At 60.4% G+C, this 13391-nt stretch carries 4 protein-coding genes; all 4 read left to right on the plus strand.

Annotated elements, in window-relative coordinates; genetic code table 11:
- The first annotated feature begins 127 nt into the window (after positions 1–127).
- The gene (locus tag CUU80_RS08080; protein WP_100496803.1) at positions 128–1855 is read left to right on the plus strand and encodes a serine/threonine protein kinase; all 1728 of its coding nucleotides are present in this window, start codon (positions 128–130) and stop codon (positions 1853–1855) included.
- On the plus strand, positions 1852–2511 hold the full coding sequence (locus tag CUU80_RS08085; RefSeq protein ID WP_100496804.1) for a hypothetical protein: 660 nt from the start codon (positions 1852–1854) through the stop codon (positions 2509–2511). The genes CUU80_RS08080 and CUU80_RS08085 overlap by 4 nt, the downstream gene beginning before the upstream one ends.
- Positions 2511–11426, plus strand: coding sequence for a beta strand repeat-containing protein (locus tag CUU80_RS08090; protein ID WP_100496805.1), 8916 nt, complete (start codon positions 2511–2513; stop codon positions 11424–11426). The genes CUU80_RS08085 and CUU80_RS08090 overlap by 1 nt, the downstream gene beginning before the upstream one ends.
- 261 nt (positions 11427–11687) lie before the next feature.
- Positions 11688–13337 (plus strand): FHA domain-containing protein, encoded by a 1650-nt coding sequence (locus CUU80_RS08095; RefSeq protein ID WP_100496806.1) that lies wholly within the window; start codon positions 11688–11690, stop codon positions 13335–13337.
- Positions 13338–13391 lie beyond the last annotated feature (54 nt).

Here is a 13391-nt window from a genome sequence, read left to right on the forward strand (position 1 = left end):
AGGTATCCGGTAGAGGGGAACGTGTAGGGTGGCGGTCTAGGAGTGTAGGTATCTCACCGGTGGTTTGCGGCTCGTTCCTGCACGTCGTGATTGTGTAGAGAAGAAGACAAGTGTTGGAGGGCCACCTATGGTGGGATTGAACACAGTGGTCGGCAAGCGGTACAAGATCCTGACCCAGATCGGCAAGGGCGGCATGTCGGCCGTGTATCTGGCCATGGATTCCTCGTTGAACAAGCAGTGGGCGGTCAAGGAGATCCGTAACGTCTCCGATCCTGTGCAGCGTGATCTGGTCATCAAAAGCCTGACCGTCGAGGCGAACATGATCAAGCGCTTCGACCACCCGGCGATTCCGCGCATCGTCGATCTGATCGAGGAAAAGGGCAGCCTGTTCGTAGTCATGGACTACGTGGAAGGCCAGACTCTGGCAAGCCTGCTCAAGAAGGAAGGCCCGCAGTCCGAAGACGACGTGGTGGACTGGGGCATTCAGCTGTGCGATGTGCTCGACTATCTGCATCGCCGCAAGCACCCGGTGATCTTCCGCGATATGAAGCCCTCGAACGTGATGCTCACGCCGGAAGGTTCCATCAAGCTTATCGATTTTGGTATCGCGCTGGAAACCGGCAAGGGGGCCGACAACAAGCCGCTGGTGGGCGACGACCGTCAGCTGGGTACGCCGGGCTTTGGCGCGCCCGAACAGTTCACCGAAGGCGCCACGGTGGACGCCCGCACCGATATCTATGCGTTGGGTGCCACGCTGTTCTACCTGCTGACCGGCTCCCACCCGCGTAAGAACGGCATCGTACCGATTCGCCAGATCAACCCGTCGCTGTCTCAGGGTCTTGAGGCAGTCATCGAGAAGGCCACCCGCGAGAATCCGGACGAACGTTTCCAGACCTGCGCTGATTTCGCATACGCGCTCAAGCACTATCGTGAGGAAGACGAAGCTTGGCGCAGCGCGCTGAAGGCCAAGTGGCACGGCTTCCTGGGCACGTCGATCGCCGCCGTGGTCTGCCTCGCACTGGCCGGCGGCTGCATGTTGCTTGCCAACCACGCACAGAACAGCGATTACGACTACTGGATGGCCCAGGGCGCGCAGAACACCGATGATACAGCCGCCGAAGCGGCGTTCGTGCGTGCCGCCGAAGTCAAGACCACCGCCACCCAGCCGTATGAGGAACTGATCAAGCGTTACACCGCTGACGGTGACTTCACCGATGCTGAAGAACAGATCTACAACGAGCTCATCAGCCAGCATGCGACCGATCTGCGCAAGGATGCGGACAGCTGGGCTTCGCTGAGCTACGACACCGGCCGTATGTACTGGTACTACTATTCCGGCTCCAAGATGGCCAGCCAGACGGCATCGGCCACCAACACGGACCCGCAGCGTTACGCGCGTATCCGTGCCGCTTCGCAGTGGATGCACAACGCCGCCGAGGACACCAACTTCAAGAACGCGAAGATCGCCAAGATCTATGCCGATATCGCCGACTTCAACACCGAGATCGTGCCGCTGATCAACGAGGGTTCCGATTCGGGCAAGTACCTGCCGTACTTCACCAAGCTCAACGATCTGGTGACCGCGGCCGGTCAGGAGAATAACGATGTGATTCGCCTCGAAGCCGCCAACCTGACTCTGGATGCACTGCGCGTCTATCCGCGCAAGTTCCGCGCCGATGGTGTCAAGCAGCAGGCCATGAGCGATCTGGCGGATGCCGCCGCGACGCTCGCCGATCAGGCTCAGACCACCACCGACGAGCTGGACGCCAGCAAGAAAACCGCGCAGGAAGCCGTACAACCCACCAAGGACGCCATCGCCAACGCCTTCGTCGATATCAAGGGGGATGCCAAGTGAACGCTGATACCTATAGGACTCTGGCAGTCGTATTCCTGGCTTTGGCCATAATTCTTGCGGTTGTGGCCGTCGTGCTCTTCCGCAAGTTCAACATTCCTGCAGTGCGCGATGCACTCACCGGCAAGCGTGCCGAGCGTGAGATCGCCGAACTGCGTGGCGTGCGCGCCGGCTCTTGGGTGAACGCCGAGGAGATGGGCGAAGGCAAGCGACGCAAGCAGCGTAAGAAGGGCGTTTCCGCGTCCGATTCCACCACCGGCACCGGTACTGGTACGCACGACACCAGCGATATCGAGTTCCGTCCGGTCACCGGTACGGGTTCGGGCACCGGTTCCGGCTCGCTGGGCTCCGCCTCCACCAAGGGGGGCGTGACTCGACCAGCTGCCGACAAGCCTTCTGCCGTCCCGGATGCCGCCCGCTCTGCCGGGTCGGCCGCAAAGACCGACTCCGCGCCGGTCGAGGAAGAAGACGAAAGCACGCGCTTGGGTACCAAGGCAGCCGTTGAATCTGTGGTTGAGATTCCGGTGTCGATGGCCTCCGCCGCCGAACTGGCGGATGAGGGCGAGACCGCCCTCATGCAATTCCGCAAGACTACTGACGAACCGTCCGATGACGATGAATCCCGCACCATTCTGGTTCGTGGAGGGAAGAAACACTGATGAATTCGTTGCATACCAAAAAGAACTGGCTGAAGCCCGTTATCGGCGTGGCTGTGTCCGTGGCCGCGCTGGCCATGGGTGCCTCCGCCGTGGTGGCCAACGCCGCTCCGGAAGACAATCCCGATGTTCAGGCTTCTGCCTCTGCCGCCAATACGGTAACGTCGACGCGTACGTTCAAGGTCGTCAAGCAGAACGATGCGAACGATGCCGGTGACGCTGCCGACAACACCAGCGGCGACGCCAACAATGGCAATACCGATGGCGATAACGGTACGGCCGATGGAACCGGTGACGCCGGCAACAATCCGGATGCCTCCGCCACGACCCCGTCGATGAACATCGCGGTATATGCCGCCGGTGATAACGGTGTGGTGGCCGACGGCACCAAGCCGCTGACCTCTGGCGCCACCAACGCATCCACCGTACGTTTGGGCATCACGCTGTCCAATGATGCCGGATTCCCGACCGACGATTCCTTCGATAAGGACGGCAAGTACACCGGTGCCCAGAAGGACCAGTCCGCGCTGGCCATCGATGTCGAGCCGTTGGGTGGCCGATTCAATATCTCTTATGGCGACTTCACCAAGGTGACCGATGCCGATGGCAAGGTCACCGGTTATGAAGTCAAGCCGAACGACGGTCCGTCGCTTGCCCTCAACGGTGACAGCGGCACGAAGTTCACCATTACCGTGGACACGCCGGTCTACGATGCCGCGCAGGAAACCCCGCTCGACCTGAGCAAGTTCGTGGATGCTGAAGGCAACAGCACCATCGTTGTTCCTGAGCTCACTCATGACACCACCAAGCCGGATGCCGTCTCTGGTGCCAAGTTCAACGATGACGCCACGTGGTTGAAGAGCAAGGATGGCGCCAAGTGGCTGACGACCGCTGCGCCGACCGTAACGTTCACCGCTCCGGCAGACGCCGCAAAGCTCACGCTGACCGACAAGAGCGGCGACAAACCCAAGTCCCAGGATCTGACTGCGGGCGATGCCGGCTACACGTGGACGTTGCCTGAAGGCAGCGCCGATCTGACCAAGTTCTCGGTGACCGCCACTGACGCTGCGGGCAATGTGTCCGATTCCGCTATTTTGACCGACCTGCTGAAGGCCGCCGATGCCAACGCCACAGTCCAAACCGCGGTAGTCGACACCAAGGCCGGCAACCTCACCCTGAAGGTGAACGGCAAGCCGGCAGATGGCAAGGACGTGAACGGTGCCAAGTACTACCAGTCCGTCACAGGCTTCTCCGTAACCAGTGAAAGCGACTACTTCGATACCGAACTTGCCCTGCTCAAGGACAACAACATCAAGCTGCTGACCACCGGTGCAGGCGATAAGGCCGTTGCCGCATGCGACGTGTACACCGCCAAGGACAAGGTCGTGGACTGTGGCACAGCAGGCCTTGACCTCAAGGACGGCAACTTCACCGTCGCGCTGAACGACAAGCTGCCGGGACTGACCGCCGACACCGCGCAAAGCAAGACGTTCTCCATCGACGGCACCGCACCGACCGTCAGCTCCGTGACCTATGGAGCCGACAAGAACAACGATCTGGCCGGCGCAAACGGCGAGGTCATCGCTTTCGGCGATGCCAAGCGTACCCTGATCTTCACGCTGACCGATTCCGGCGCCGGCATCACCGCTGATGATGCTTCCGCCATCACGCTTAAGGGCACTGGCGCGCTCACCGATCTCGGTGCAAGCAAGGCTCGTGACCTGAAGGCCGATGATTACGACGTCGCCGTGGCACAGGTCGCCGATGCCGACGGCAACCCCGTGGCCGGCAAGTACACGGTGACCGTGACGCTTAAGGCCGCCGCATCGTACGACTTCAGCAAGATCTCCATCGCCGTCAAGGATCAGATGGGCAACGATACCGGCGACACCGCGCTGAACAAGATCGCCGGTGCCGCACTGCCGACGCCGCTTACGATCGCCGGCGCGCTGAACGTCACCACCAAGCTTGCAGTGGCCAAGAACGCCGACGGCAAGGATGCAGTGGATGGTGCGGATGGCCTGAAGTGGTACAACAAGCCCGCCACGGTGAAGGCGACCGTCGCCGGCAACCCGCTGGCCTCCAAGATCGTTGAGGCGCTGAAGAACAGCAAGGATGTAGCTGTCACCAGTACGCTGAACGGCAAGGCTCAGGATGCCGTCACCTTGGGCGACCTTACGGTGACCGCCGGCAAGAACGGTGAGGCGACCGTGACGTGGAGCGTGCGTCAGCCTGATGCCGATGGCGAGTACACGTTCGGCATCGCCAACACGGGCGGTGCCGCGAGCGTGAACGTTCAGCGTCTGTTCGGTACCGCGGATATCGCGGGAACCAGCTTTGGCGTGGATACCACGGATCCGACTGTCGACAGCGTGACTTATGCCGCTGACGCCAATGATTTCAAGGCCTCCGACAAGGAGACCATCGCCTTTGGCGCGGATGCCGATTCCACTGCAAGCCGTACGCTGACCTTTGCGCTGTCCGATGTCGGTTCCGGCATTACCGACGGTGATGCCTCTGCGATCAAGCTGAACGGCAAGGTCACCGACCTTGGCGCAACCGAGGCCCGTGACCTGAAGGCAGCTGATTACAGCATCGACGCCGTGACTGCAGCAACCGATGAGAACGGCGCAGACGTGGCCGGCAAGTACAACGTGACCGTGACCCTCAAGGCCACTGGTTCCTACGATTTCAGCAGCATCACTGTTCAGGTAAACGATAAGGTGAACAATTCCACGCTCACCAATATCGATGCCATCGCCACGAAGAACGACCTGCCGTCCGTATTGACCATCGCCGGCAAGCTTTCCGCTATCGACACCAAGCTCGAAGTGGTCAAGGACGCCGATGGCAAGGATGCAGCGGATGGTGCCGACGGCCTGAAGTGGTACAACAAGCCGGTCACCGTGAAGGCGACCATTACCGGCAATCCGCTGGCTACCAAGATTGCCTCGGCTCTGAGCAAGAGCACCGATGCAGCGGTGACTCGTACGTTCAACGGCAATGCCACTGACATCGCCTTGGGCAACCTCGCCGTGACCGCTGACAAGGACGGCAATGCAACCGTGACGTGGGCCCAGCTGAGCGACGATGGCGAATACGCCTTCAAGCTTGCCGACAACCCGAGCGTGGATGTGCAGCGCCTGTTCGGCACCAATGGCGTCGAGGGTGTGAACTTCGGTGTGGACACCACGCCGGCCAAGGTAACCGCCGTGACCTACACGCCTGAAGGCACCACCGAGGAACTGAACGGTACCACCATCTACATCAACGGCACCGCGAAGCTGATCATTGCTGCTTCCGATGCCGATGCCAATGGCAAGGGCTCTGGTATCGCCAAGGTCACGCTGGACAACGTCCAGTTCTCCAAGGTCGATGCCGACGGCAACGAATCCGCACCGGTCGCCAAGAGCTTCACCGCCACCGATAATGGCGATGGCACCTACACCGTGGAACTGACTGCTGCGGGCACGTACTCCTTCTCCGGTGCCACCGCTGTGGCTCAGGACAAGGTCTCCAACGTTGCCGAGGCATTCGATGTTGCCGGACAGGACAGCTTCAAGTACACCAAGTTCATGGTCTCCAACAACAATGTTGCCGAGGATCTGTATCCGTCCATCACAGTGAAGCCGGATGCGACCGATATCGATGGCGTTGCCACGAGAAACACGCTTGATGGCATCGCGCTGACTTCCAAGTCCACGTGGTTCAAGTCCGTAATCGACAGTCTGCCGAACGATCCTGATGCCGGCGAGCCGGTTGTGGCTTCCGGTACCTCCGAGACGGGGGCGAAGTACAAGCTGTACGCCGGTCCCGTGTCCGGCCCGGACAAGAATGGCGTGTTCACGCTGAGCGTGGATACGAAGGACTTCGACGCGTTGCCGGATGCCCAGAAGAACGGCAACCACACCATTACCCTGGTGGATAAGCTGCAGGATACCGACACGCCCACTTCCGTGAAGTTCCGCTTCGACAACACCGCCGCAACCGTGACCGGCATCGCATATGACGCCAACAACGGTGTGGACCAGACCATCGAAGATGGCGACATCATCACCGCGGACGGCAACACCACCCGCTACATCCATATCAAGGCCGCTGATCTGCTGCCCGGACATGGCGCCGATCAGGCCGCCGCGGATGCCGATCAGGTGTCTGGTCTGGCCAATGATAAGGAAGTCGTCGTCAAGGAGGATGGTGCCACCACCACTCTTCCGTACGATGCCGCCACTGACAGCTACACGCTGACGCTCAACAAGGCGGATCATCGCTATGACATGAGCACGATGTACCTGACCGTTACCGATCGCATCGGCAACGTGACCGTGTCCAAGTCCCTGAAAGCACTTGCCGACGACTTGGCCGACAGCACCCTCAAGGGCATCGACTCCATCACCATCAGCAACGCCGACGCCGACAAGGCCATCAAGACCACCATTCTGGTCAACGGCAAGCAGGATGTGAACGGCAAGTACTTGAACCTGAAGGACGGCGACGCCATCCCGACCATCCAGCTCAAGGTGGAGGGCAACACCTCCTTCGCAAGCCGCTGGAAGGCCGTCAAGAAGCACTACAAGAACGCCGCGGTGATCACGAGCAAGCTCGCGACCACCGGTGAGGGTGAGGCATACGGCGCCTGCGTGCTGGACACCTCCACCGAACCGGTCAAGTCCGGCGACGCCTACCTCATCACCTGCAAGCCCGCGGATGGTAAGAAGGCGCTGCTTTCCGGCGCGGACAACGGTATGTACACCTTGACCTTCGCCCTGTCCGGAACCTACGACTCCTCCAACAAGGAAGTCGCCGCTCTGCAGACGCTGTTCGGTGCTCTGGAAGATGGCGGCAAGGTCGGTTACACCGCGCAGTCCGTCCAGATCGGCGTGGATCACGAGGCTCCGTCCTTCACCGGCCTTACCTACAACGGCAAGGACACCGATCTCGCGGATAACGCCAAGACCCCGGCCAAGCTGCTCGCCAACGGTCAGCGCACGATCACCTTCAGCGTGCATGATCTGCTGGCCAACAAGAATGCGGCCAGCGACGCCAAGAGCGATGCGAACAACACCTCCGGTCTGGACGAAAACTCCGTCAAGGCAACCGCCAAGATCACCGGTTTCGACGGCAAGGTAGGTAAGGAAGAGCAGCTGGCGGTCGCCAAGAACGCCGACGGCACCTTCACCATGACCCTCGCCGACAACGGCATCTACGAGCTGAAGAACATCAGCATCACCGCCTCCGACCGTGCTTGGAAGATCGCCAAGGACGGCACGGTAAGCGCCGATGTGAACACCGTGGACAAGGCCACCAGCACCCTTGCCGAGTTGAAGAAGGCGCTGAAGGCCAACGGTGTGCCGGATTCCATCGCCGTGTCCACCGCAGCTGGCACCACCCAGACGCTGATCAACGGTGCGAAGGTCGCTGCGACCTACAACAAGTCCATCGACTCGTTGAGCCTGAAGATTACGGACGATCCGGCATTCGGCTTCCGTTCCGATATCCTCACCTCCGATGCCTATAAGAACACCGACGTGTTCACCGGCAGCACCGTGACCTACGCCGCCAAGCCCGATGGCGTGGAACTCAACGGTCTGACCTTCGGCAACGGCGAGTTCGACAAGTCCGCCGGTACCATCACTTGGAGCGGTGACACGCTTGCCAAGTTCATTAAGCCGCTTGACAGGCAGAACGGTCAGGTCAACGGCGACTACGTGCTCGGCACGCAGCTGTCCGCTGATTCCGTCACGTTGCTCGCAAGCCCGGCCAAGGCCAGCTTCGTGCTCGATACCGTCAACCCGCAGATCACCAAGATCAGCGCGGCCAAGGGTACCAAGGGCACCGATCTGGTCGAGAACTACGAGGTGAACGGCACCAAGTACAACGTGTACGCCAAGGCCGGCCAGCAGCAGTTCGTGGTCTCCGTCAAGGATCTGCTGCCCGCCGAACAGCGCGCGAAGGGTGACCGCGAGAGCGACGCCAAGAACGAACTGGGCACCTCCGGCATCACGGACAACACCGTGATCTACACCATCCCGGCACCGACCGATCTGGCCGGCAAGACCATCGGCACCGAAGTCAGGAACAAGACTGCCGTGGTCGACGCCACCAAGGGCACCTTCACCATCACTCTGGCGCAGGAAGGTTTCTACGATCTCGCGAAGATCACCGTAACCGCCAAGGACAAGGCCGGCAACGAGATGAAGGCCAACTCCGTACTGGATGGCAACGGCGAGGAAGAGGTCGTCAAGGACGGCATCAACTACAACGCCATCGTGGCTGACGTGAACGATGACAACTCGGTTCGTCTCAAGGTCTCCAAGGCCTCTGACTACGCCGACTCCACCGTTGCCGGCTACTACTTCCGCGGCAAGACCGTGGTGGATTACGAAGTCACCGATAAGTGGTTCCCGCTCTACCAGCAACTGAACCAGTTACACGGCAACCTGCTCGCCGGCAGCACCGGCGACACCGCTCCGCAGGACGCGAACGCGGGCGTCACCGGCATCAAGGGCCTGAAGGTCACCGACGCCGGCTGGAGCCAGGTGGGCGAGACCTACACGTGGAAGATTTCCGGTCAGCAGGTCGTGAACACCAACCAGAACGACGAAGTCGAAGGCCGCTACGGACTGAACTTCGCCTACTCCGGCCTCAACGCCAAGAAGCAGGTGACCAAGCAGTTCGTTATGGACTGGACCGCCCCGAAGCTCGGCAACCTCACCTCCTCGGTGACCTCGCCGGCCAAGTGGAAGTGGATCTTCGCCAACAATGCCGTGACCGTAACCCTTAACGGCGTCACTGATCCGATCTCCGGCATCTGCTCGGCTCGCGCCGCCAGCACCGACGGCAACGATTGCTCCGCCCGCAACAAGGAGAGTGTGGCGTTCAGCGCACTCGGCTTCGACAACCGTCTTGCCGATGCCGCCGCCCATCCGGCTCCGCAGGTGACCTACAACGGTTCCGCCGCCTCCGGCTCGATCAGCTTCAGCTTCAGCGGAGACAGCCAGCGTCTGACGCTGGGCAACACTTCGATCAAGCTGACCGATGCCGCCGGCAACCCGGTGGATACGGGTGCGCTGAACCAGTACGCCGGCGTGAACGGTACTGAAGCCGCGAACAACATCAAGAACGTTGACGGCATCGCCATCGACACCGTGGCACCCACGGTCTCTCTGGCATACGACAACAATGATGTGCGCAACGGCAAGTACTACAAGGCCCACCGCACCGGTACCGTCACTCTGGTCGACTCGAACTTTGACTTCTCCGTCAAGAACGAGCCCGGCCGTGTGATCGTCACCACCACCGTGGACGGAGCCAAGACCACCGTGCCGGTCTCCGCTTTCACGAACTTGAACGGCGATCGCAAGACCTATGTCGCCAGCTTCGGTGCCAACAGTGATGGCGACTGGGTGGTGGATATCGCCTACACCGATCCGGGCGAGCATGCCTCGAACACCATTCACGACGAGTTCACGGTCGATACCATCGCGCCGAAGCTCGCGCTCACCTTCGACAACAACAGCGCGAAGAACGGCATGTACTATGACGCCGACCGTACCGCCACCGTCAAGGAAGTCGAGCGTAACTTCTCCGATGGCGAATCGGTGATCACCGTTACCGCGAAGGACGACAAGGGTGCGGATGCCGCTGCCCCCGGACCTTCCGGCTGGAGCCGTACCGGTGGCGAGCGTGAATCTACCGAGTGGACCAACACGGTGGCATTCACCGGCGAGGCGCACTTCACCATCAAGGCCACGGCCACCGATTTGGCCGGTAACGTGGCTGAAGAGGTGAGCGAGCCCGAATTCGTGATCGACAAGACCAAGCCGCAGATCAAGATCGACCGTGTGGAAGACAAGACCGCCTATGCCGGCACCGTCGCACCGCTGATCGACTTTGACGATACGAACATCGACATGAACAACGTGACCTACACGTTGGTCGGTGCTCATCGCGGCGATCTGAAGGGCGAGAATCTGCCTCGCAGCATCACCACGAATTCCGACAACACGCGCACCGTGGACTTCACGGACTTCGACCGCAAGGTGGATGTGGACGATGTCTACACCATCAAGGCCACGGCCACCGATATGGCAGGCAACAAGTTCGAAGCCCAGAAGACCTTCTCGGTGAACCGTTTCGGCTCCACCTACATGTTCGATTCCGACACCACCAACCTGCGTGGCGCGTATCTGAAGAAGGCATCGAATGTGGTGATCACCGAGATCAACGTCTCCGGACTTGACCCGACCACCCGTCAGGTCGTGGTAGCCAAGGACGACAAGGCGACCACGCTCAAGGCCGGTGATTTCACCGCGAAGAGCTCCGACGATCGTGGCTGGAGCCGCACGATCTACACCGTGCCGGCATCCTACTTCTCTTCCGACGGCTACTACCGTGTGCAGGTGCAGTCCGTGGATGAGGCGGGCAACCTCTCCCAGAACACGATGGACAAGAAGGACGAAGAACGCAAGGGCAACGCCGAAGTGAACTTCGCTCTCGACTCCACCGCGCCGACCGCCTCGCTGCTGGGCGTCCGCTCCGGTTCGGTCTACTACGATCAGCAGGGCCACAATGTCTCGATTGATTCCAAGGACAACCTTGCCCTTGATTCCACCGAGGTGTACGTGGATGGCCAGCTCAAGGGTAGCTGGAAGGGTGCCGAACTGCTCAAGTCCACGCCGAGCATGACGCTGGACGCCGATGCCAAGGCCCATGAGATCGTGATTCACACGATTGATAAGGCCGGTAACGAGGCGACCGCCACCTACGACAATGTCTACGTGGCGTCCAACTGGTGGCAGTACGCCATGCACACCGGATGGATCCGCAACACGATGGTCTTCGGTGCCCTGCTGGCACTGGCCGCCATCGCCGGCGCGATTATCTGGGCGAGCCAGCGCAGGAAGAACGCACGCTGAAATGCTGCGGCTTCCGTGACTGCAACAGATAGTCTGACGGACAGGAAGTGACAACGTATGACGGGCTGGAACGACACTTTGTCGGGCCAGCCCGTCTGCGTATATACGGGGTTTATACGGTTACGGGTTTTGCGGGTTTGTGCGGGTTTTGCGGCGGCTCAACCGGCCCTTGGCATAGTCACGCAGAGCGGATTCTGGTTCGGCGCATCGACCTGCAATAACAGGGAAAGAACGGAAGAGCATAGGGATGGAGCGGCAATCATGAAAGTGAAGTTTTCCAAAGACTGGTACACCGGCGTGCAGACGCTTACGGCGCGCACCACACGAGGTGAGTCGCTCGATGTGGAGCATGCGAAATGGCTGACGCAAAGTCATTGGTATTTGTTGCCGTTGCATTATGAGAGCACCGGCAACGAAATCGTATTCCAATACGATGCGACCAGCACGACGTCGTTGCATGACATGCTGCGCCAAGTGGTCCCCGGTGACCAGTATGCCGGGCTACTGCTTGCCGTGCTCTCAGTGATGGAGCAGTGCGAAGCGCAGCAGCTCCCTCTGACCTACGTGCAGTGGGATCCCAAACGTATTCGCATTTCATCGCAGAACCAGCCGTTGTTTATGGTGATACCGGCATTGGGCGTTGAACCGGACCGTCATAGTGCCACCACGCTGTTGGCCTTGCTGTCCGACGACAAAAAAACCCGTATCTCCGGCGATGCCGCGCAGGAGTATCAACGGGCGCTTGCAGGACTGATCGGGCAGGTTCAGACGGTAAGTGCCGAGGTGCTGCACGATCTCTTGGCTCATCTGATGCCGGCCAGTGTGAAACCTCGCGCCGTGCAGGAGCAGACCGCGAAAATACCGTCCGAACAGGGAGACGTCGCCGACGGTACCGAATTCGGGGCTACGAGATTCGGCGATACGCTGCTTGGCGCCACTCGATTGGGCAGCACACTGCTCAGTTCCGACAATGTGTCGACTTCGACTGTGCCGGCAGACTCTGCGCCGTCGTCGGTATCTGAGGATGATGGTCAGGACGGCAGTACGGTGCTCTCGTCGTTGGCTCACCGTTCGATGCCATCCGAACGTCCTGTGCTGTCTGAGGGAATCCTGCCAAGCGAGGGGCCGGCTCTGCCTGAGCCGTCATCTTCGACCCAAGCCGAAATGACAGATCAGCAGCATGCAGGTTCCGCATCTGGTTCGGAATCTGAGGAGGCGCAGCCTCAACAACATCAGCAGTTCGGTGAGATACCGGATGCCGAGAAGAGTGCGGCAGTGACACCGATGCAATGGCCCGGCGTGGAACGAGAGACCGCGCCAGCCGTCTCCTCGGCAACTCCGACCACACCGGCTGCTCCGACCATTCCGGCCGCTTCGACCACACCGGCCGCTTCGACCATTCCGGCCGCTTCGACCATTCCGGCCGCAACCGTAGAGGCTCCATCCATACCTCAGCGGACCGTTTCCCGGCGCAGCATCGCGGATGAACGGGCGTCCGCCCGGGCAATTGCGCAACCGCCGCTGCGCAAGCCTGTAAAGCCGGCCTTTGATGATTTCGACGAAAGCGATAATGAGGGCGAGACGATTTTGCGTCCCTCGACCAAGCAGACCGTCGGATTCACCGTCACCCGACTGCGTGATGGCAAATCGGTAACGGTACATGGTGCCCATGCCACCATCGGACGATCGAAAACCGCGGATATCCATATGGGCGGCAATACCAACGTCAGTCGTATTCATGCGGTTATCGACATGCTGGATGACGGGCGGTTCTCCATCACCGATAATCATTCGGCCAACGGGACTGAAGTAGGAGGACGAGAACTGGCCGAGGGCGGCCGCGAATATCTGCCCTCGGGCGGTGATTTTACGCTGGCTGACGATACTTTCGTGGTGACGCTCTTACAATAGAGGCATACGAGAGAGACCAATCGAAGACAATGATGCCGTGAGATAGGGGAGAGG

The organism is Bifidobacterium scaligerum (assembly GCF_002802865.1).
GTDB lineage: Bacteria > Actinomycetota > Actinomycetes > Actinomycetales > Bifidobacteriaceae > Bifidobacterium > Bifidobacterium scaligerum.

Bases quoted from the DNA above. Each gene is read 5' to 3' on its own strand.
- CUU80_RS08090 (WP_100496805.1), top strand. From the start codon at position 2,511: ATGAATTCGTTGCATACCAAAAAGAACTGGCTGAAGCCCGTTATCGGC.
- CUU80_RS08095 (WP_100496806.1), top strand. From the start codon at position 11,688: ATGAAAGTGAAGTTTTCCAAAGACTGGTACACCGGCGTGCAGACGCTT.
- CUU80_RS08080 (WP_100496803.1), top strand. From the start codon at position 128: ATGGTGGGATTGAACACAGTGGTCGGCAAGCGGTACAAGATCCTGACC.